The following is a 20,355-nucleotide window of genomic DNA, read 5'->3' on the forward strand; positions in this document are numbered from 1 at the left end:
CTAGAGGAACGGCTCGATGGCCGGCAGCAGGTCCTGGAACGTCCGCCCCTTCGCCGGGGCACCGATGGCCAGCATCGACCAGCCGCCCTCCCCGTCGCGGAACACCTTCGCCATGATCTGGCCGGTGTGCGGCCCGCCGCCCGCCAGCTCGTAGCGGGCCAGCTCCTCGCCCGTCGTCTCGTCCACCAGCCGGCAGTGGGCCCGGCTCACCTCGGCGAAGGTCTGCCCGGTGTACGAGCTGACGGTGAACACCACCTGGGTGATGTGCGGCGGCACGTGCATCAGGTCGACCAGGATCGCCTCGTCGTCCGCGTCCCCGGAGCCGCCCTCCAGGTTGTCCCCGGTGTGGCGCACCGAACCGTCCGTGGACTCCAGGTGCTGGAAGAACACCACGTCCGAGGGCGTCCGCTCGGCGTAGAGCAGCGCCGAGGCGTCCAGGTCGATCTTGCGGGTGCGGCTGCCGAACAGGCCCCGCTTGGGGGCGGCCTCCCAGCCCAGGCCCATCCGGACCACGGCCAGGGACGCACCCGAGCCCTTCCGGAGGCTGACCTGCTGGCCCTTGGCAAGGTTCACCGACACGGCGTTGTCCTCTCTGCACGGCCGCGCGGCCAAGGCCGCCCGGCGTCACGGTGGAACACCCCGTTGCCGTCCCCCGGCTGAGGCCCCCTTCTGCTGCGGGCCCCCGCTCCTGCCCGAGAGCCCGAGAGCGCGAGTCCGCAGGCCAGCCTAGGGCCTGCGGACCCCTCTCCTCCCTCGGGTTTCCCCGTTTGTGGCAAGCCTGAGACACCGCCGGACTTGACCGGTGTCCGAACCACCCGGGCCGGGGCTCCGGGTGTCAGGCCACCCCCGCCTCGCGCATCTGCCGGAGCTCCCTCTTCAGCTCCTTCACCTCGTCGCGCAGCCGCGCCGCGAGCTCGAACTGGAGGTCCGCGGCGGCCGCGTGCATCCGGTCGGTCATCTCCTGGATGAGGTCGGCGAGTTCGGCCGCCGGCAGGGACTTGGCGGGCTTGCGGTCCGAACCGAGCGCCGGCACCGGGGCCTTGCCCTTTCCGGAGCCGCGGTACCCGGTGGAGAGCAGCTCGTCGGTGTCCACGTCCTCGCGGGCGAGGGTGTCCAGGATGTCGCCGATCTTCTTGCGCAGCGGCTGCGGGTCGATCCCGTGCTTCCTGTTGTACGCCTGCTGCACCTCGCGGCGGCGGTTGGTCTCCTCGATCGCCTTCTCCATCGAGGGGGTGATCCGGTCCGCGTACATGTGGACCTGGCCGGAGACGTTACGGGCGGCGCGGCCGATCGTCTGGATCAGCGAGGTGCCGGAGCGCAGGAAGCCCTCCTTGTCGGCGTCCAGGATCGCCACCAGCGACACCTCGGGCAGGTCGAGGCCCTCGCGCAGCAGGTTGATGCCGACGAGCACGTCGTAGCGGCCGGCGCGCAGTTCGCGCAGCAGCTCGACGCGGCGCAGGGTGTCCACGTCGCTGTGCAGGTAGCGGACCCGGATGTCCAGGCCGAGCATGTAGTCGGTGAGGTCCTCGGCCATCTTCTTGGTCAGCGTGGTGACCAGGACGCGCTCGTCCCGCTCCACCCGCTTGCGGACCTCGTGCACCAGGTCGTCGATCTGGCCCTCGGTGGGCTTGACGATCACCTCGGGGTCGATCAGGCCGGTCGGGCGGATGATCTGCTGCACCTGGCCGTCGCCGCGCGAGAGTTCGAACGGACCGGGCGTCGCCGACAGGTAGACGGTCTGGCCGATCCGCTCCAGGAACTCCTCCCACTTGAGCGGGCGGTTGTCCATCGCGGAGGGCAGCCGGAAGCCGTGCTCGACGAGGGTGCGCTTGCGCGAGGCGTCGCCCTCGTACATCGCGCCGATCTGCGGGACGGTGACGTGCGACTCGTCGATGACGAGGAGGAAGTCCTCGGGGAAGTAATCGAGCAAGGTGTTCGGCGGGGAGCCGGGCTCGCGGCCGTCGAAGTGCATCGAGTAGTTCTCGATGCCGGAGCAGGTGCCGATCTGGCGCAGCATCTCGATGTCGTAGGTGGTGCGCATGCGCAGCCGCTGGGCCTCCAGCAGCTTGCCCTGCTTCTCCATCCTGGCGAGCGAGGTCTCCAGCTCCGTCTCGATGCCGTTGATCGCGCGCTCCATGCGCTCGGGGCCGGCGACGTAGTGGGAGGCGGGGAAGACGTAGATCGACTGGTCCTGGCTGATGATCTCGCCGGTGAGCGGGTGCAGGGTGTACAGCGCCTCGATCTCGTCGCCGAACATCTCGATGCGGACGGCGAGTTCCTCGTACACCGGGAAGATCTCGATGGTGTCCCCGCGCACCCGGAAGGTGCCCCGGGTGAACGCCACGTCGTTGCGGGCGTACTGGATGTCGACGAAGCGGCGCAGCAGGTCGTCCCGGTCGACCTCCTGCCCGACCTTGAGCTGCACCATCCGGTCCACGTACTCCTGCGGCGTGCCGAGGCCGTAGATGCAGGAGACGGAGGCGACCACGATCACGTCCCGCCGGGTGAGCAGCGAGTTGGTGGCCGAGTGGCGCAGCCGCTCGACCTCCTCGTTGATCGAGGAGTCCTTCTCGATGTAGGTGTCCGTCTGGGGGACGTACGCCTCGGGCTGGTAGTAGTCGTAGTACGAGACGAAGTACTCGACCGCGTTGTTGGGCAGCAGCTCCCGGAACTCGTTCGCCAGCTGCGCGGCCAGCGTCTTGTTCGGCGCCATCACCAGGGTGGGCCGCTGCAGCTTCTCGATCATCCACGCCGTGGTGGCCGACTTACCGGTACCGGTGGCACCCAGCAGGACGACGTCCTTCTCCCCTCCCCGGATGCGCCGCTCCAGCTCGGCGATCGCCGCCGGCTGGTCTCCGTTGGGCTGGAAGGGACTGACGACCTCGAAGGGCGCCACGGACCGCTCAATACTCGTGATGGGACGCACGCCTCAACCGTACGACCCACCACCGACAAGCGTGGGCTACTTCGCGCTGTCGCGGGCGAGGGCGACGAGGCGGGATATGGCGCGGAGGTACTTCTTGCGGTAGCCGCCGCGGAGCATGTCCTCGGGGAAGACCTGGTCGAAGGGGAGGCCGGAGGCGGTGATGGGGAGCTCGCGGTCGTACATGCGGTCGGCGAGGACGACCAGGCGCAGGGCGGTGGACTGGTCGTCGACCTGGTGGACGCCGCGCAGGCAGACGGCGGTGACGTCGTCGAGGAGGGCGCCGTAGCGGCTGGGGTGGACGGCGGAGAGGTGGGTGAGGAGGGCGTCGAAGTCGTCGAGGGAGGCGCCGGGGGTGCGGGCGGCGACGGCGGCGACGGTCTCGTCGGTGTACGGGGGCGGGGCGTCGGGCAGGCCGCGGTGGCGGTAGTCCTGGCCGTCGATGCGCATCGGGCGGAAGTGGGCGGACAGGCCCTGGATCTCGCGCAGGAAGTCGGCGGCGGCGAAGCGGCCCTCGCCGAGCTTCTCGGGCAGGGTGTTGGAGGTGGCGCAGAGCTTGACGCCGTTGTCGACGAGGCGGCCGAGGAGGGTGGAGACCAGGACGGTGTCACCCGGGTCGTCGAGCTCGAACTCGTCGATGCAGAGCAGGGTGTGCCCGGAGAGGGTCTGGACCGCCTGCTGGAAGCCGAGCGCGCCGACGAGGTTGGTCAGCTCGACGAAGGTGCCGAACGCCTTGGGGCCGGGGGCGGCGTGCCAGAGCGAGGCGAGCAGGTGGGTCTTGCCGACGCCGTAGCCGCCGTCGAGGTAGACGCCGGCGGGGCCGGTGGGCGCGGGGGCGCTGCGGCGGAACCAGCTGCGCTTGGGTGCGGAACCGTTTCCGCGCGCGTTCCCGTTCCCGAGGGTGGTCGCGAACTGCTCCAGCACCTGGACGGCCTCGTACTGGCTGGGCTGGGTCCGGTCCGGGATGTACGTCCCGAAGCTCACCTGCGAGAAGCGCGGCGGCGGGACCATCTCGGCGACCAGCCGCTCGGCGGGCACCACGGGGCGGCGGTCGGTGAGCGCGATCGGGGAACCGGGCGTCGCGGAGCCGGGCACGCTCACGGCGGCTATCGGGTCGGCGTCGGCGGCGGGGCGGGAGGCTGCGGGCACATCAGTAGAGGGTACGCCTGCCCGGGCCCGGCCCTGAACGCCCCCGGAACGCCCCCCGACCGGCCTGCGGTGGAAGACTTGGGGCATGCAGCTGCTGATCAACCCGCTCGCCGGGCCCATCGACGATCCGTCCTCCCTGGGGGCCCTGTCCGCGCTCTACGCGTACCCCGACCAGGTGAATCGGGGGCTGCCGTGGCTGCGCGCGAACATGGTCGCGGGATTGGACGGCGGGGCGAGGCTCGACGGTGTGTCCGAGGGCCTGTCCGGGGACGCCGACAAGCGGATCTTCGGGGTCCTGCGGGCGCTCTCGGACGTGGTGCTGGTCGGCGCGGAGACCGTCCGAACGGAGGGCTACCGGCCGGCCCGGGCCCGTACGGAGTTCGCCGCGGCCCGGGCGGCGGCGGGGCAGGCCCCGGCCCCGGTGATCGCGATCGTGACCCGCTCGCTGGAGCTGGACCTGACCGCGCCGCTGTTCACGGAACCGCTGGTCAGGACGGTGGTGATCACCACCGAGGACGCCCCCGAGGAGCGCCGCCGGGCCGTCGCCGAGGTGGCCGACCTGGTGCTCGCCGGGCGCGGCTCGGTGGACCTGCGGGCGGGCGTGGCGGCCCTGGCCGAACGGGGCTGGACGCGGCTGCTGAGCGAGGGCGGCCCGCGGCTGCTGGGGCAGCTGGCCGAGGCCGGCCTGGTGGACGAGCTGTGCCTGTCACTGGCCCCGCTGATCACCGGCGGCGACGCGCCGAGGATCATCCACGATGCGGAAATGCCTGACGTGCAGCGGATGCGGCTGGTCTCATTGATCGAGCAGAAAGGATTCCTCTTCACCCGCTACCTGCGTCACCCGGGCTCGCAGACCCCGTGACCCCCCGATCGTGATCCCGTTATGCGATGCCGGGGCCCGGGGGCCGGCCACTGGAAGGGACTCACGTGTTCAAGACGGTACTGATGATCGAGAAGGCTCTCTCCGACGCGGACGTGGAGCTGGTCACCACGCTCCACAGCGACGAGAAGGTGTCCTTCGTCGTCCTGATGCAGCCGCGCGGCAAGCAGGACGAACTGCTGCGGGCGCTCGACGACGTCGCCCTCGGCCACCTGGACAAGGTGGTGCACGAGCACGACGAGTCCGAGAGCGGCCCGACCGTGGCCACCGAGTCGCTGGAGCACAGCCTGCGCCACCTGCGCGCGGCCGGGGCCGAGGCGATCGGCGAACTGGTGGAGGAGAAGCCCCTGGAACGGCTGCGCGAGGTCGTCCAGCGGCAGGAGGCGGACGAGGTGGTGGTGCTCACCTCCCCGCACTTCGTCGAGGAGTTCTTCCACCGCGACTGGGCCTCCCAGGCCAGGCACAAGGTCGGCGTCCCGGTGCTCAGGCTCTTCGCCAGCGACTCCTGACTCCGCCCCGACTCCACCCGGCTCCGCTCCCGCCTCCGCTCCTGCCTGGGCGCGCCGGTGGTGCAGAATCGTCCTTGCGGCCGGTCCGCGAGGACGATTCGCGTCCGGCCCCCGCCCGCCCCACTGCCAGCCCCCGCCCGTACGGAGCCCAGCCTTGAACGACGCCGCGCACGACCTGCACGCCCCGCACTTCATCGGCATCGGCGGCGCCGGCATGTCCGGCCTGGCGAAGATCCTCGCGGTGCGCGGCGCCAGCGTCTCCGGCAGCGACTCCAAGGAGTCCGAGACCGTCCTCGCGCTGCGCGCCCTCGGTGCCACCGTGCACGTCGGCCACGCCGCCGAGCACGTGCCGGACGGCGCCAGCAGCATCGTCGTCTCCAGCGCGATCCGCGCCGACAACCCGGAACTGGCCGCCGCCCGCGAACGCGGCATCCCCGTGGTGCACCGCTCCGACGCGCTCGCCGCGCTGATGGGCGGGCGCCGCGCCCTGGCCGTCGCCGGCACCCACGGCAAGACCACCACCACCAGCATGCTGGCCGTCGCCCTCGGCGAGCTCGGCCTGGACCCGTCCTACGCCATCGGCGGCGACCTCGACGCGCCCGGCTCCAACGCCCACCACGGCACCGGCGAGATCTTCGTCGCCGAGGCCGACGAGAGCGACCGCAGCTTCCACAAGTACGCGCCCGAGGTGGCGATCGTGCTCAACGTGGAACTCGACCACCACGCCAACTACGCCTCGATCGACGAGATCCACGAGTCCTTCGAGACCTTCGTCGCCAGGATCACCCCCGGCGGCACCCTGGTCGTCTCCGCCGACCACGACGGCGCCCGCGAGCTGACCTCCCGCGTCGCCGCCCGCGAGGGCCTCAACGTGGTGACGGTCGGCGCCGCCGAGGACGCCGACCTGCGCGTCCTGTCCGTCGTCGCCCGGGGCATGACCAGCGAGGTCACCGTCCTGCTGGACGGCACCGAGCTGTCCTTCACCGTCTCCGTGCCCGGCCGCCACTACGCCCACAACGCCGTCTCCGCGCTCGCCGCGGGCGTCGCCCTCGGCGTCCCCGCCGCGGACCTCGCCAAGGCGCTGGGCGCCTACACCGGCGTGCGCCGCCGCCTCCAGCTCAAGGGCGAGGCGGGCGGCGTCCAGGTCATCGACTCCTACGCCCACCACCCCACCGAGATGACCGCCGACCTCGAGGCCATCCGCGAGGCCACCGAAGGCCGCGTCCTCGTCGTCTTCCAGCCGCACCTGTTCAGCCGCACCCAGCAGCTCGCCGAGGAAATGGGCGCCGCCCTCGCCCTCGCCGACGCCTCCGTGGTGCTCGACATCTACCCGGCCCGCGAGGACCCGATCCCCGGCGTCACCAGCGAACTCATCCTCGACGCCGCCCGCCGCGCCGGCGCCGACGTCACCCCCGAGCACGACTTCGCCGCCGCCCCCGCCCTCCTCGCCGGCCTCGCCCGCCCCGGCGACCTGCTGCTCACCATGGGCGCGGGGGACGTCACCAACCTGGGCCCCGAAATTCTGAAGCACCTCGCGAACGTTGCCTCCAACGTCTGACCATCGCTTTCAGGAGCCGTTCCAGGAGCCGTCATGAGCTACGAGATCGAGAAGACCGAGGCCGAGTGGCGCGCCCAGCTCAGCCCCGAGGAGTACCACGTGCTCCGCGAGGCCGGCACCGAGCGCCCCTTCGTCGGCGAATACACCGACACCAAGACCGTCGGCGTCTACAGCTGCCGCGCCTGCGGAGCCGAACTGTTCAGCTCCGACACCAAGTTCGACAGCCACTGCGGCTGGCCCTCCTACTACGCCCCCCTCGCCGAGGACCGCGTCCAGTACATCGAGGACACGACGCTCGGCATGCGCCGCGTCGAAGTCCGCTGCGCCCGCTGCGGCGGCCACCTCGGCCACGTCTTCGACGGCGAGGGCTACGGCACCCCGACCGACCAGCGCTACTGCATCAACAGCATCTCCCTCACCCTCCGCCCCACCGAGTAACCCTCCACGCCAGCGGGGCCGTGGACGTGTCCACGGCCCCGCTGCGCTGTGCGGACGGGTGGTCAGCGCACCACGGGGATCTTCCCGGACCGCCAGTCAGCCAGCCGCTTGCGGATGTTCGACACCATCGGCAACCCGTCCGTCTCGGCCGGGGAGAACCACGCCACCTCGTGGGACTCGTCCGACACCCGCAACTCCCCACCGAGCGGGCGTCCGAGGAGGCAGACGGAGAACTCCTGGCGGACCTCGCCGTCGTCGTAGGCGAACACGTGGCGGGGGTCGGTGTAGGTGCCGACGAGAGCCCCCGCGCTGTCCTGCCCAGAGGTTCGGGTGAGGAAGGTGCAGGGGCTCCTTCGTCGTTGCGTTGCGGGCAGGCTACGCCTCCGGCGGGACGCTGTAACGGCTCAGAACGTCGTCAGTCGTGGACTTGTCCAGAAGGCGCAGTTCCCACGGTCCGGTGTTGACGTCGAACTCCTTGCCGAAGCCGACCCACTTACCTGCCATGCGGCGCCCGGTCGGATCGACCAGCAACTGGATGGCACCGTGGTACCTCGCCCCCTGGTAGTAACCGTCCTGGGCGGTCTGTTCCACCCATGAGCCGGTGACGACGTTTCGATCAACAGTGAGATCGAATGACAAGGGCGAGTCGGGATTGGAGGACGCGCCGGGGAGGGATCGCCCTGTGATCCTGTTCCCGTTCTGAGACAGCACGACGTGGTGCAGGCCAGTGAATGTGTTCTCCCGGCTGCTGCTGAAGAACTCGTAGTGGCTGACCCATACTCCCGAGTAGTCCTCACCCGTGGGCGCGGGCGCAGCCTGCACGGGCACGCCTGGTTCATCACTGGTCACGTCGTGCCCTCCCGTACCGTCCACACTGACCCTTGGCGGCAACTGTGGCGAGTCGAAGCCGAGGCGGTCAACGGGAATCTTGGTGACGGCCTCAAGGGCTCGAACGTACACCGGGCGGGGATACCTCACCTCTCCTGACTCCCAGCGCTGCACCAGGCGCTTACTGGCGTCGTTCGGCTCCCCTTGGTCCTCCCCGACTGCCCGCAGCCGCTTCGCGAACTCGTCCTGGCTGAGACGGAGCCCGAGGCGTACGGCCCGAAGGGTCTCATTCGGCGTAGTCATGACTAGACGATAGGCCCAAACATCGTCTAACGACGCCGAAATGACGTCTTGCCAGGACTCCGGAGTGACGCCTTCCAGCCGTCGCAATGGCTCGCTGGGTCAGGGCACGCTCGGTCTGCTGGCAGTGGGGGATCACGGGACCGGAGTCGGAGAGCGGTGACGATGACACGCGAGGAAGACGAAGCCGATCGGCGCAGGCGACCGCCCAGTAAGCGCGCCAGCCCGGCCTTGATCGCCGCATGCCGCGCCGATTACCTCAAGGCCAAGGCGGATGACGACCGGCGCGCCCCAGACCCTTTCAAGTACGCCCCGCTGGGGTGGGAGGACGTGACCAGTGGCGCCGCCTGACAGCTGGCCGAGGTGCGCCGTTTGCGCGTCCTTCGACAAGATCACCCGCGTGTTCGCCGAGTCGCCCGAGCTTCCGGATCAGTCGGTGCTGCGCGAGATCGAGCTTCGTCGCCTCGCTCACGAACTCATCTGTGAGGCGGTGGCGCGTGTCGCTTCGTGAGATCGCCCGGCAGGCACCGGACACGCCCGCGCCGGACCATGACCAGTGCCCCGACTGCCAGTACTTCGACTTCGCGCAAGCGCGGTACCCGGCCGATGAATTCCCCACGATCGCACGGAACTTGGCGCGTAGGCGGGCGCAGCACGTCGCGAACGGCGAGTGTCTGGCGGTGGCCGATGGCGCCGAATGAGCCGGAGTACCTGTCGCCGAATTGGACGAGTTTCCTGGGCGGACCGGTGCCGTACCCGGTTGACCAGGGCGACCAAGACAGCGTCGAGGAGGCCGCCTTGCCACCCTTGGAGCCCGTCCCCGACTCGCCGACCATGGCCCGCCTCAGGATTGCGGCGGCGATCGCCAACGCCCGCTCCCGCTGGAGGATTTGAGACTCCCACCCCCAAGGGGGTGGGGACCGCAAGGAAGATCGAGAGAGAGAGAGGACAGTGCAATGATCGCCCGTCCCGAATTCGAGTTCGTCACCATCACGGCGTGCCAGAACACGGTACGCAAGGCGTGCCCGCAGGTGGCCACCAACATCCCCGGCGTCGTCGCCTTGCGCGACAGCGAGCGGCCCGGTGAGGTGGTCACCATGACCCGCGAGGCGTGGGTGGAGTTCACCAGCGCCGTGAAGGGCGGAGAGTTCGACCTGAGCGCGCAGGAGAGCCGTGGACTGTCCGCTGTGTGATCAGCCCATTGTGTTTGACCCGGAAGTGGGCGAAGGGTTCTGTTTTCGGTGCGCGCAGTGGGTGACCAGCTACCCGGATCAGTTGGAGCCGTACCGGTACACGGCGAAGGGTCGGCCCTACCGGCCCCGGAGGCATCGGCCGAACGCTGGGCCCAGCGGTCACGGCGGACAGTCCACACCCGCATGACCCAATCAGCTCCGTCCGGGTTCGCCTGGGCGGGGCTGCTCCTTTGTCCGATCCTTCACCACTCGAAGCGCTCGGCATCTTCGAGGTTCCCAAGCAGCTCGACGACCGCGAAACCGCGATCGTCGAGCTGTTCCTCGCCGCGATCGACGCCATGGGCGGCATCCGGGCCGGTCACCAGCACGGCCTGGCGCGCTGGTTCACCACCGGCAACCTCACCACCGCCTACCTCTCCCTGACCGCCGCCCGGCCCCTGGCCCGCACCGGCGACCCCACCCGCTACTGGGCCACCCTCATCCGGGCCGGCGAACTCCTCCTCACCCAACCCTCCCCCGACCCCCGCCTCACCTACGCCCTCACCCAATGCCGCCTCAACGCCACCCGAGCAACGTAAGCGCAGGAAGTCGACCGGGCCGACTTCCTGTGCAGGGTTCCGGTTCCGGCGGCCCCGGCCAGCCCTGGCCGGGGCCGCCGTCGGTGTGTGTTTCCGGCAAGGGCGGGTGGGAGCTCAGTGCTTGGGCGGGCCCGGGTGCTTGGCACTCGGGCCCGCAAAGTTGTGCTGTTTATCCCCGCTGTTGTGGGCGGTCCCTTCCACGAGACCGTCCGCCGGGCCGCCCAGATCGTCACCGCCACCATCGAGGCCCGGGGCTCGTTCACCGTCACGTCTCGGCGGCATTCTGAGCTGCCGCCTCTGATCCGTCCCAGGCTCTTGTCCCGCTGCCCGCCGGAACCTTCCGGCGGGCAGCGGTAATAGCCGCATGCCGCTGCACTTCTTGCCCTGCACAGGAAGTCGGCCTGGCCGACTTCCTGTGCAACGCTTGATTTCTGGCGGCCCCGGCCAGCTCTGGCCGGGGCCGCCAGTGCTGTGCGTTTCCAGCAAGGGCGGGTGGGTGGGGAGATCGGTCTTTTGAGCGGGCCCGGGTGCTTGCACTCGGGCCCGCCCAAATTTGCACTTGCTGTTTCTGCGGTCCTGGGAATCTCGCAGCTGTGGGCGGCCCGGCCGAATTGGGCTGGCCCAGGGTCAGGGGGTGACCGGAGCGAAGTGGGCGGGGAGGTGGACGAGGGCGCGGTGGAAGGGGCCGGGGCGCCAGAGGAGGTCGGTGGCGGGGGTGGCGAGGGAGAGGTCGCTGAGGCGGCTGGTGAGCTGTTCGATGGCGGTGATGGCGATGAGGAGGGCGGGGTCGCGGGCCGGGCAGGCGTGGGGGCCGGCGGCCCAGGCGAGGTGGGCGCTCTCGCCGCTGCGCAGGTCGGTGCCGTCGGTGGGCGGGGCGGCCTGGGAGTTGGCGGCGGCGTAGGAGACCAGGATCAGGGTGCCGGCCTTGATCTCGCGGCCGTGGAAGGTGAGGTCGTAGCGCGGGTAGTGGGCGGAGAGGTTGGCCAGCGGCGGTTCGTGCCACAGGACTTCGTCGATCGCCTGGTGCGCGGTCATCGCGCCGCCGAACAGCGAGCCGGCGTAGCGGGCGTCGGTGAGCAGTCGCAGCAGGGCGTTGCCGATGAGGTTGGTGGTCGGCTCGTGTCCGGCGATCATGGTGAGGGTGATCTGCCGGATCACCTCCTGGTCGTCGAGCCCTGCGGGGTGGGTGACGAACCAGGTGGTGAGGTCGTGCCGGGGCTTTTCGCGGCGTTCGGCGACCATCTCGGTGACCACGGCGACGAGGTCCGCGTACGCGGCGGCGGCCCGTGCCCCGGATTCGATGAGGCCCGTGATGGCGCCGACGACCCGGGCGTGATTCTCCTCGGGCACCCCGAACCAGGTGGTGAGCACGAAGGCGGGCAGCTGCCGGGCGTACTGGGCGATGAGGTCGGCGTGCCCGGCGGCCTCGAAGCGGCCGATGAGTTCGTGGGCGGCCTCGGCGACCTGGCGCTGGAGCCGGTGGGGCTCGAACAGCGCGAGGGCGTCAGTGATGACCGCGCGGTAGCGGGCGTGGGTCTCGCCGTCGCTGAACAAGGCGGTGGGCCGGTAACCGAGGACGGGGAGCAGCGCGCAGTCGGGCGGGACGGTCTGCTGCCAGGCGCGGGAGTCCTTGGAGAAGGTGTCGGTGTCGCGCAGCAGGTCCAGGGCGGCCTGGTAGTCGGTGACGAGCAGCGCCTCGACGCCGGGGGCGACCTCGACCGGGGCGAGCGCGCCGTGGCGGCGCAGCCGGTCGTAGACGGCCTGCGGGTCGGCGGCGAAGGCCGGGCCGTGGATCGGGGTGGCGGCGGGGGCGGCCGGGGCCGAGGTCACGGTGTCTCCTGGGCGGCGACGGCGGTGGGAACGGCGGTGGGAACGGCGGGCTGAGCGGCGGGAAGGGTGTCGAGGACGTGCTCGGCCAGCGCGATCAGCGCGTCGAGGCTGCTGTCGCGGTCGCGGGCGTCGCAGAGCAGCAGCGGCGTGGCCGGGTGGAGGTCGAGCCGTCCGCGGAGCACCTCGACCTGGTGGAGCGGGGACTCGGGGAAGCAGTTGACGGCGACGGCGTAGGGCAGGCCCTGTTCCTCGATCATGTCCATGATCTCGAAGGAGTCGGCGAGCCTGCGGGTGTCGGCGAGCACCAGGGCGCCGACCGCGCCGCGCGCGATGTCCTGCCAGAGCGGGAAGAACCGCCGCTGGCCGGGGGTGCCGAACATGTAGAGCACGACGTTTCCGGGCAGGGTGAGGCGCCCGAAGTCGACGGCGACGGTGGTGGTGACCTTCTCGGGCACGCCCGCCAGGTCGTCCACCGGCCGTCCGGTCTCCGTCATCGCCTCCTCGGTGTGGAGGGTGGCGATCTCCGACAGGGTGCGGATGAGCGTGGTCTTGCCGACCCCGAACGGGCCGGCGACCAGCAGTTTCATCAGGGTCTGGTCCCGGTCGGGCAGGTAGCCCACCCGGTTCGGCCGGCTGTCGGGCGGGCCGACGACCGGGTCGTCCGGTTCACCGGAGCGCACGGAGTCCAACGAGGAGCCTCTCGACGACGGAGCGGTCGGTCTGCTGGGCACGCGGGATCGGCGCGCGGGCGTGCAGGCAGCCCGCCTCGACCAGATCGGCCGCGAGGAAGATCGTGGCACTGACCGGCAGGCGCAGGTGCGCGGCGGCCTCCACCACGGTCAGTGCGCCGGGGCGCAGCAGGTCCCAGAGCCGGTGGTGTTCGGGTTCCAGCCCGGTGGGCGGTTCGGTGCGGCCGGCGAAGAGCACGGTCAGCCGCTCGAAGCCCTCGGTGCCGGGGCGGCTGCGGCCGCCGGTGGCGAGGTAGGCGGGCACCATCCGCCTTCTGGGGATGCTCATGACCGGGCGGTGGCCGCGTCCTGCTGCCGGGTCGGGCTGGCGAGTGCGCGGCCGAGGGCGGCCACCTGGATCTGCATCTGGTAGGCCACGTTGCCGAGTTGGGCGTCGGGGCCGGCGAAGACGGCGAGCGAGGTGTTCTCCCCGGCGGGTACGACGATGGCGTAGCCGAGGTCGGACTCGACGACGGTCTGGGCGAGCCGGGGCCGTTCGGTGTCGGTGAAGGCGGTGGTGAAGGCCCGGGCGGCGGCGTGCAGGGTCGCGGTCATGGCGGCGACGCGTTCGGCCGAGGCCCGGCCGAGGCCGTTGGAGGCGCCTTCGACGAGGCCGTCGCCGGTGGCGATGACGGCGTGCAGCACCCCCGGCAGTTCCAGCAGGGGGTTGAGGACCCAGGAGATCTCGTCGACGGGGGTCGGGCTGGGCGAGCTGCTCACTGCTCGGCTCCTTCTAAGGTCTGACCGGTGGTGGTGTCACCGGTGTCACGGCTGTCACGGCCGGCGGTGGTGTCGCCGGTGGTGCTGGTCGTGCCTGTGGCTCCTGCGGGGGCGGTGTCTTCGGGGGCGTCGCCCGCCTCCCGGGCCTCGCGTTCCGCGACCGCGGCCCGGCCGGCGCCGGTGCCGCGTTGGAGCGCCTGCCAGCTCTCGGCGGCGCGTTCGGCGCTGCGCGCGGGCGGCAGGTGTTCGGCGGACGGCTCCGCCTGCTCGGCCCGTACGGGCGCCCCGGTGCCGTCGTCGCCCGTGGTCAGGGGCCGGCGGCGGCGCCGGCTGGGCAGTCCGCTGCCGTCGTCGTCCGGAGCGGCCTCGGGAGATGGCTTCGGAGTGGCCTCCGGAGATGGCTCAGGAGATGCCTGCGGGGTCGCATCCGGCGCGGCGTCGGGCACGACCCGGATGGGCGGCGGCCCGGGCTGGTGGTGGCGGTCGTCGAGGTCGGGGAAGTCCCGTTCGTCGGCGTCGCGCATCGGCGGGACGCCGACGACGGTGGGTGCGGGCGTGGGCCCGTTGCCGGCGCGCAGCGGCAGCGGGGTGAGGACGGACAGCGGCTGCTCCTCGTCGACGACGGTGACCAGGGCGGCCGGGATGCGCAGGATGGCGCGCGTGCCGCCGTACGGGGAGGGCTCGACGTGGCAGGAGAACCCGTACTGGCGGGCGAGCTTGCCGACGACGGCGAAGCCGGTCTTGGGCGGGTTGCCGAGTTCGGTGAGCAGCACGTCGGGCGGGCCGGCGAGCAGGCGCCGGGCGCGGCGCAGCTGGTCCTCGTCCATGCCGATGCCGCTGTCGTCGATGATCACCAGCGCGCCGCGGCCGCCCTGCTGGACGCTGACGGGGACGTCGGTCTCGGGGTGGGAGTAGGCGGTGGCGTTGGCGAGCAGCTCGGCGAGGGTGACGGCGATGGGCTCGGCGGCGCGGGCGACGACGGCCAGGCGCTGTTCGCGCAGGTGGTTGGCGACCTTGATGCGCGCGTAGCCGGGCACCCGGGAGAGCGCGCCGACGACGACCTCGGCGAGCGGGGAGTCGGTGCGGGCGAGGCCGGGCCAGGCTTCGCAGAGCACGGCGACGGTCTGGATGCGGCGCAGCGCGACCTCGTTGCGGAAGTCGAGTTCGAGCAGCCGGGGGTCGTCGTTCTCGTGCTGGAGCTGCTGGACGAGGCTCTGGATCTGGTAGAGCAGCGTCTGGATGCGGGAGGTGGCGCCGCGCATGGTGGCGCGGGCGGCGGCGTCGACGCGCTCGCGTTCGTCGGCGAGGGCCGCGGCGGCGGCGTCCAGGACGGACTGGAGGGCGCGGACGGCCTCCGGGCCGATGGCCTCGGCGTCCAGCGGGCCGACGAGGGGGGCGCTGGCGTGGCTGAGGCGTACGGCGGTGGCGGCGATGCGTTCCTGGGCGAGGTGGCCGATCTCGGCGAACAGGGCGGACGCCTGCCGTTCGGCCTCGGTGAGGCGGCCTTCGACGACGGCGAGGCGCTGTTCGGCCCGGTCGGCGCGGGTGGCCTCGGCGGTGGCGTGCCGCTCGGCCTCCCGGGTCTCGTCCCGGGCGGCGTTGAGCTGCCGTTCGACGGTGCGCAGGTTGTCCTCGGTGCCGAGGGCCCGGTCGGCGGTGCGCCGGTTGTCCTCCTGGGCCTCGCGCACCTGTTGTTCGATGCGGGCGAGGCGGCCCTCGGTGGCGCGGGTGCGTTCCTCGGCGTGGCCGCGGGCGGTCTCGGCGGCCTTGGCGCGGCTGTCGGCCCGGGCCCAGCCCCGGGCGAGGAGGACGGCGGACACAAAGGCGACCAGCGCCAGGGCGATCAGCGCGATCAGCGTCATCGGGTTCCTCGTGGAGGGGGGCTGGGCTCGGGCCGGGGAGGGGTGGTGCGGGTGCTGGGTGCTTCGGATGCAGGGGCGGGTCAGACGCCGGTGCGCGGCCGCGGGATGCGGCCGACGGCGTCGGCGGCGAGTTCGCGGGCGACGAGGGCGACCTCGCTCATGGCGTCCAGGATGCCGGGCGTCGGGGAGCCGTCCAGGTGCCGGTACTCGGCGGCGACGGTGAGCACCAGCCGCTCGGGCAGGCCGAGTTCGGGGTGGCGCTGCTCGGCGATGATCCGCCGGGCCGCGTCCAGGGCGGGTATCCCGGCGGCGTGCAGGGCGTGGGCGCGCTCGCGGACGTACGCGAGGTAGGCGATGTGCCCGTGGACGCCGTCGCGGTCGAGGACGGGGCCGTGGCCGGGGACGAAGATCTCGGCTCCGGTGGCCAGGGCCTGCTCGCAGGCGCCGATGACGTTCTCCAGCGGGCCGGCCCAGTGCGAGGGGTGGTCGCCGGGCTGCTCGGGGGTGGAGGAGAAGACGATGTCGCCGGTGAACACGGCGCGCTGGTGCGGGAGGTGAACCATCAGGTCGCCGCCGGTGTGGGCGGCGGGCAGACTGGTGATCTGCACCGGGTGGCGGCCGACGGTGATCTCGAGCTCGCCGGTGAAGACGGTGTCGGGGTGCACCGGCTCGGTGGCGGACCAGTCGAAGACGCCGAAGTGCTCGCGCAGGTAGCCGCCGAGCGGGGAGTCCGGGTCGCTGTTGGTGAGCAGGGCGTGCGTCTGCTGCGGGGTGGGCTCCCAGTGGATGTGGTCCAGGGCCTCACGGGTGGCGATGACCTCGGCGTCGGGGAGCACTCCGGCGCCCCAGAGGTGGTCGCCGTTGGCGTGGGTGACGACGATGCGGTCGATCCGCACCCCGGCGGGCAGCAGCAGCCGGCTCGCGGCGAGGAACTCCCCGGCCAGTGAGGGGTCGTACGGGGTGTCGATCCACAGCGCGGTCGTCTCGGATGCCAGCAGGCCGCAGTTGGCCAGGCCCCAGCCCCGCTTCGGGGGGAGCCACACGTACAGGTCCTCGGCGATCGCGCTGACGTTCGCGCGGTTGATCGTCATGTGCGCGATTATGCCCAAGCTGTGTCAAGGATGGGGTAAAACCTGTACGACCACAAGGAGTTCGTGTCCCAGACTCTCCCGAGCTGTCCCGATTCGCCCCTAGTGGTCGAGACCAATCGTCTCATGGTGCGGGACAACCGGTGGACACCTGAGCGAGGATCCGCCGGTCAGCCGAGGGTCTTGAGGCCCATCCGCTCCCCCGCGCAGCGCTCGTAGCCCAGCCAGCGGTTGATCGCGAGCATCGGGGCGTTCGTCACGTCGTTGGAGGTGTACGCGCGCCGGCAGCCCGCCTCCACCGCCCGGCGCAGCGACTCCCGCTTGGCGAGCTTGCTCAGTCCGCGCCCCCGGAACTCCCGGCGGCAGGCGGTGAACGCGGACCAGTACGCGCCCCGCCCGTCGGTCTGCACCAGCGCCATCGCGGCCGGCTCGCCGTCGACCACCGCGACGATCGTCAGGGCGTGGTCGATGTCGGGCCGGTCCCAGGCGTCGCCCCGCCACTCGTCGTAGCCGAGGTCGTCCAGGGCCGCCTCGCCGGGCTCGTCCCGGCTGGCCTCCGCGTCGATCAGGTACAGCGGGTACGGGTCCTCGGCCCACTCGGTGGCCGGGCGCAGCTCGACGCCCGCCGGGGTCTCGGGGGCGGGCGGCAATGGCAGGGTGAGGTCCAGCCCGGAGAACTGGGCGGCGCTGCCGAGCCGGAAGCCCCGGGCGGCGGCGAAGGCGAGGGAGCCGGGGTCGTCGTCCACCCAGCACTGCAGCTCGGTCACCCCGTGGGCGGCGAGGTGGCGTTCGGCCTGGGCGAGCAGGGCGGTGAAGACGCCGCGGCGACGGAAGGCGGGCAGCACGCTGCCGCCGGCGTGGCCGACGCCCGTACGGGTCGTGCCGGTCGTCACGGCGCAGCGCACCGAGGCGACCACCTGCCCGTCCAGCTCGGCGACGAAGGTGCGGAAGTACGCGCCGGGCTGCTCCCGGGCGTTGCGCCACACCAACGCCTCCGGCGTCGTCACCAGGTGTTCGCGCCCGGTGCGGTGGGCGGCGTACGCGGCCTCGGCGTCCTCGGGGCGGAACTCACGGATCGTCAGGGGGGTCATGGGTTCGCACGCTACCCGACCCCGAATGCCGGGCGCCTCCGCTTTCTTTCCCATACGCCCTCCCACCTGCTACGTTGCCGTCAGCCCGGTCGCGAGACCCGGGCGGCAAGCTCAAATAATGCTCTGAGAAGAACGGACGGGGCTTGGCAGCCCCTCCGCCCGGGGACATCCTCGGCAACAACGGCCGCGCGGTCCTGGCGACGACGCCCGCACCGCCGACGGCCTCCTCTATTCCGGCCCTCCGAAGGGGGCGAAACGATGACTTCCCCTGCCCTCTCCCCTGCCAGTCAGCAGCCGCTCACCGACGCCGCGCCCCGGCTGGGCGTGGGCCTCGGCTGGCGCAGCGAGATCGACACCGTGGTGGAACGCCAGCCCGGCCTGGACTGGGTCGAGGTGGTGGCCGAGAACCTCTGCGCCGACCACCTGCCCACCTCGCTGACCGTGCTGCGCGCCCGCGGGGTCACCGTCGTCCCGCACGGCGTGGGCCTGGGCCTCGGCGGCGCCGAGCGGCCCGACGCCGGACGGCTGGCGAAGCTCGGCGAGCTGGCGCTCGCACTCGGCTCCCCGCTCGTCACCGAGCACCTGGCCTTCGTCCGGGCCGGCGGCCTGGAGGCCGGTCACCTGCTGCCCGTCCCGCGCACCCGGGCCTCGCTGCGGGTGATCGCGGAGAACGTCCGCATCGCGCAGGAGCAGCTGCCCGTACCGCTGGCCCTGGAGAACATCGCCGCCCAACTCGCCTGGCCTGACGACGAGTTCACCGAGGGTGAGTTCCTCGCGGAGCTGGTGGCGCGCACGGGCGTGCGGCTGCTGATCGACGTCGCCAACCTGCACACCAACCGGGTCAACCTGGGCCTCGACCCGGCCGCCGAGCTGGACCGGCTGCCGCTGGAGGCCCTCGCCTACGTCCACGTGGCCGGCGGCACCCTCGTCGACGGCGTCTGGCACGACACCCACGCCCACCCCGTCACCGCCCCGGTGCTCGAGGTGCTGGCCGAACTGTGCTCCCGCGTCGCTCCGCCCGGCGTCCTGCTGGAGCGGGACGCCGCCTTCCCGCCGCCCAGCGAGCTGGCCGGCGAACTGGACGCCATCCGCGGGGTGCTGGAGGGGAGCACCCCGCGGATGGCGGCCCCCGCGGCCGTGACGACGAAGGGCGGCGAGCCCGCCACCGACGCCGACCGCGAGCACCTGGCCCTGCGCCAGGGCGAGCTGCTGGCCGCCCTGGTGGCCGCCGGGCCCGTCCCGCCCGGCTTCGACCCGGCCCAGGTCCGCGCCCAGTGCGCGGGCCTGGCCTCCAAGCGGCGCGACACCGCCGCCAAGGTCGCCCCCGAGCTGCCCCGGCTGCTCGGGAGCGCGTACGGGCCGCTGTTCCTCGCCTACGCCCGCACCCACCCGCAGACCGGCGGCTACCGGGCCGACGCCCGCGCCTTCGCCGAGTGGGCGCTCACCTCCGGCGGCCCGACCGCCGCCGACCACCGCCGGGCCCTGGAGCAGTGGCTCCACCCGGCCCCCGAGCGGCCACCCGGACCGCTCACCCGCCTGCGCCGCGCCCTGCGCGGATAGCACCACGTCAAGACCTCGGGGGGAACCACCATGTGGTACGACGCCTACTACCTCGTCCCGGCCGCCGTGCTGATCGCGGCCATCGTCCACGTCTTCGTCGCCCGCCGCCGCGCCGTACGGGTCGACAACCCGCTCGGCCTGCCCGGGCGCGGCCTGCCCCTGCTGAGCGCCGCCTTCCTGTCCGGCGGCCCCGGCCGGGTCTTCGACACCGTCCTGGTACGGATGCACCTCGCCGAGCGCGTCCTCGTCAGCCGCGACGGCACCGTCACCCTCACTCACCACCGCCCCCACGACGCCGTCGAGCAGGCCCTCATGGACGCCGTCGGCCCCGGCGGCAGCCGCCCCCTGGCCGCGCTGCGCGCCGAGGTGATGCGCTCCGCCGCCGTCCAGGCCATCGGCGACGAGCTCGCCGCCCGCGGCCTGATGCGCCGCCCCGACCTGCTGCGGGCCCTCGGCCGGGCGCGCCGGTGGCTCTGGCTGGCCATGCTCGGCATCGTCGCCTTCGCCGTGCTCTCCTTCCTCCTCGACGACGGGCGCCCCGGCTACGACCGTCCGAGCCTGGCCACTCCGGTCGTCCTGGTGATCGTCGGCCTCGGCGTGCTGAGCGCCAACGGGGTCGACAAGGCCCGCGTCACCCCCGCCGGGCGCCGCCAGCTCTCCCTGATGGACCCCGGCCGCCCCTGGACCCCGAGCCACGGCCTCTACCCCGCGGCGGCGGGCGGTGCGCTGCTCGGCGCCATCGCGCTCGGCGGGATCGTCGCCGCCGGGACGGAGCTGGACAACGAGGAACTGCAGCAGTCGCTGCTCGGCGCGGCGGCGCAGCAGGACGCGATGACGGCGGTCGGCCGCGGCTCCTCCCTCTCCTCCGGCTCCTCCTCGTCCTCGTCCTCCTCCTCCGGCGGCGGTTCCAGCTGCAGCACCTCCTCCTCGTGGTGCGGCTCCTCCTCCGACAGCGGCTCCTCCTCGTCGAGCTGCGGATCCTCCAGCTGCGGGTCCTCCTCGTCAAGCTGCGGTTCGTCCTCGTCCTCCAGCTGCGGGTCCTCCTCCAGTTGCGGCGGCGGCTCCAGCTGCGGAGGCGGCTCGAGCTGCGGCGGCGGGGGCGGCTGCGGCTCCTGACATG

Annotated in this window: 20 protein-coding genes; 8 read left to right on the forward strand and 12 right to left on the reverse strand. The window is 72.2% G+C overall.

Annotated elements, in window-relative coordinates; all coding sequences use genetic code 11:
* From ACIBCA_RS30150 to zapE, 3 genes are all read right to left on the reverse strand, one after another.
* Positions 1-579 carry a TerD family protein gene (locus ACIBCA_RS30150; protein ID WP_396286194.1) on the reverse strand — a complete coding sequence of 193 codons (579 nt, stop codon included), beginning with the start codon at positions 577-579 and terminating at the stop codon, positions 1-3.
* A 256-nt stretch (positions 580-835) separates the two neighbouring features.
* Positions 836-2,926 (reverse strand): excinuclease ABC subunit UvrB, encoded by a 2,091-nt coding sequence (gene uvrB, locus ACIBCA_RS30155; RefSeq protein WP_396286195.1) that lies wholly within the window; start codon positions 2,924-2,926, stop codon positions 836-838.
* 36 nt (positions 2,927-2,962) lie between these two features.
* Positions 2,963-4,072 carry a cell division protein ZapE gene (gene zapE / locus ACIBCA_RS30160; protein ID WP_396286196.1) on the reverse strand — a complete coding sequence of 370 codons (1,110 nt, stop codon included), beginning with the start codon at positions 4,070-4,072 and terminating at the stop codon, positions 2,963-2,965.
* Between the two features lie 85 nt (positions 4,073-4,157).
* On the opposite strand from zapE, the gene ACIBCA_RS30165 reads away from it, so the two are divergent.
* The 4 genes from ACIBCA_RS30165 (at position 4,158) to msrB (ending at position 7,457) form a co-directional block, all read left to right on the forward strand.
* On the forward strand, positions 4,158-4,934 hold the full coding sequence (locus ACIBCA_RS30165) for a pyrimidine reductase family protein (RefSeq protein WP_396286197.1): 777 nt from the start codon (positions 4,158-4,160) through the stop codon (positions 4,932-4,934).
* A 65-nt stretch (positions 4,935-4,999) separates the two neighbouring features.
* A complete protein-coding gene (locus ACIBCA_RS30170) occupies positions 5,000-5,461 on the forward strand; it encodes a hypothetical protein (protein WP_031065401.1) in 462 nt (153 codons plus the stop codon).
* 154 nt (positions 5,462-5,615) lie between these two features.
* Positions 5,616-7,019, forward strand: a complete 1,404-nt coding sequence (murC, locus tag ACIBCA_RS30175) for a UDP-N-acetylmuramate--L-alanine ligase (protein ID WP_396286198.1) — start codon at positions 5,616-5,618, stop codon at positions 7,017-7,019.
* A gap of 33 nt (positions 7,020-7,052) precedes the next feature.
* The gene (gene msrB, locus ACIBCA_RS30180) at positions 7,053-7,457 is read left to right on the forward strand and encodes a peptide-methionine (R)-S-oxide reductase MsrB (protein WP_396286199.1); all 405 of its coding nucleotides are present in this window, start codon (positions 7,053-7,055) and stop codon (positions 7,455-7,457) included.
* Positions 7,458-7,519: 62 nt separating this feature from the next.
* On the opposite strand, the gene ACIBCA_RS30185 is transcribed toward msrB, so the two are convergent.
* Positions 7,520-7,726, reverse strand: a complete 207-nt coding sequence (locus ACIBCA_RS30185) for a hypothetical protein (protein WP_396286200.1) — start codon at positions 7,724-7,726, stop codon at positions 7,520-7,522.
* A gap of 106 nt (positions 7,727-7,832) precedes the next feature.
* Complete coding sequence (locus ACIBCA_RS30190) at positions 7,833-8,588, reverse strand: helix-turn-helix domain-containing protein (RefSeq protein WP_396286201.1); 756 nt, start codon at positions 8,586-8,588, stop codon at positions 7,833-7,835.
* Between the two features lie 953 nt (positions 8,589-9,541).
* Between ACIBCA_RS30190 and ACIBCA_RS30195 the strand changes: the two genes are divergently transcribed.
* The gene (locus tag ACIBCA_RS30195; protein ID WP_396286202.1) at positions 9,542-9,778 is read left to right on the forward strand and encodes a DUF397 domain-containing protein; all 237 of its coding nucleotides are present in this window, start codon (positions 9,542-9,544) and stop codon (positions 9,776-9,778) included.
* Between the two features lie 230 nt (positions 9,779-10,008).
* Positions 10,009-10,356 (forward strand): hypothetical protein, encoded by a 348-nt coding sequence (locus tag ACIBCA_RS30200; protein ID WP_396286203.1) that lies wholly within the window; start codon positions 10,009-10,011, stop codon positions 10,354-10,356.
* A gap of 627 nt (positions 10,357-10,983) precedes the next feature.
* On the opposite strand, the gene ACIBCA_RS30205 is transcribed toward ACIBCA_RS30200, so the two are convergent.
* The 7 genes from ACIBCA_RS30205 to ACIBCA_RS30235 all read right to left on the reverse strand — a co-directional run bounded on the left by ACIBCA_RS30205 (position 10,984) and on the right by ACIBCA_RS30235 (position 17,675).
* Positions 10,984-12,186, reverse strand: coding sequence for a cytochrome P450 (locus tag ACIBCA_RS30205; RefSeq protein ID WP_396286204.1), 1,203 nt, complete (start codon positions 12,184-12,186; stop codon positions 10,984-10,986).
* Positions 12,183-12,773 carry a GTP-binding protein gene (locus tag ACIBCA_RS30210; RefSeq protein ID WP_396286343.1) on the reverse strand — a complete coding sequence of 197 codons (591 nt, stop codon included), beginning with the start codon at positions 12,771-12,773 and terminating at the stop codon, positions 12,183-12,185. The genes ACIBCA_RS30205 and ACIBCA_RS30210 overlap by 4 nt, the downstream gene beginning before the upstream one ends.
* A 79-nt stretch (positions 12,774-12,852) precedes the next feature.
* Positions 12,853-13,203, reverse strand: a complete 351-nt coding sequence (locus ACIBCA_RS30215) for a DUF742 domain-containing protein (RefSeq protein ID WP_396286205.1) — start codon at positions 13,201-13,203, stop codon at positions 12,853-12,855.
* Positions 13,200-13,634, reverse strand: coding sequence for a roadblock/LC7 domain-containing protein (locus tag ACIBCA_RS30220; RefSeq protein WP_396286206.1), 435 nt, complete (start codon positions 13,632-13,634; stop codon positions 13,200-13,202). The genes ACIBCA_RS30215 and ACIBCA_RS30220 overlap by 4 nt, the downstream gene beginning before the upstream one ends.
* Entirely contained in the window at positions 13,631-15,496 is a 1,866-nt protein-coding gene (locus ACIBCA_RS30225; RefSeq protein WP_396286207.1) for an ATP-binding protein, read from the reverse strand. Before ACIBCA_RS30225 ends, ACIBCA_RS30220 begins: the two co-directional genes overlap by 4 nt.
* An 80-nt stretch (positions 15,497-15,576) precedes the next feature.
* Positions 15,577-16,587, reverse strand: coding sequence for an MBL fold metallo-hydrolase (locus ACIBCA_RS30230; protein ID WP_396286208.1), 1,011 nt, complete (start codon positions 16,585-16,587; stop codon positions 15,577-15,579).
* 167 nt (positions 16,588-16,754) lie between these two features.
* Positions 16,755-17,675, reverse strand: a complete 921-nt coding sequence (locus ACIBCA_RS30235; protein ID WP_396286209.1) for a GNAT family N-acetyltransferase — start codon at positions 17,673-17,675, stop codon at positions 16,755-16,757.
* 258 nt (positions 17,676-17,933) lie between these two features.
* On the opposite strand from ACIBCA_RS30235, the gene ACIBCA_RS30240 reads away from it, so the two are divergent.
* Positions 17,934-19,235 carry a DUF692 domain-containing protein gene (locus ACIBCA_RS30240; RefSeq protein ID WP_396286210.1) on the forward strand — a complete coding sequence of 434 codons (1,302 nt, stop codon included), beginning with the start codon at positions 17,934-17,936 and terminating at the stop codon, positions 19,233-19,235.
* Between the two features lie 30 nt (positions 19,236-19,265).
* Complete coding sequence (locus tag ACIBCA_RS30245) at positions 19,266-20,351, forward strand: TIGR04222 domain-containing membrane protein (RefSeq protein WP_396286211.1); 1,086 nt, start codon at positions 19,266-19,268, stop codon at positions 20,349-20,351.
* Positions 20,352-20,355 lie beyond the last annotated feature (4 nt).

This window comes from Kitasatospora sp. NPDC051170, assembly GCF_044455705.1.
In the GTDB taxonomy this organism is placed as follows: domain Bacteria; phylum Actinomycetota; class Actinomycetes; order Streptomycetales; family Streptomycetaceae; genus Kitasatospora.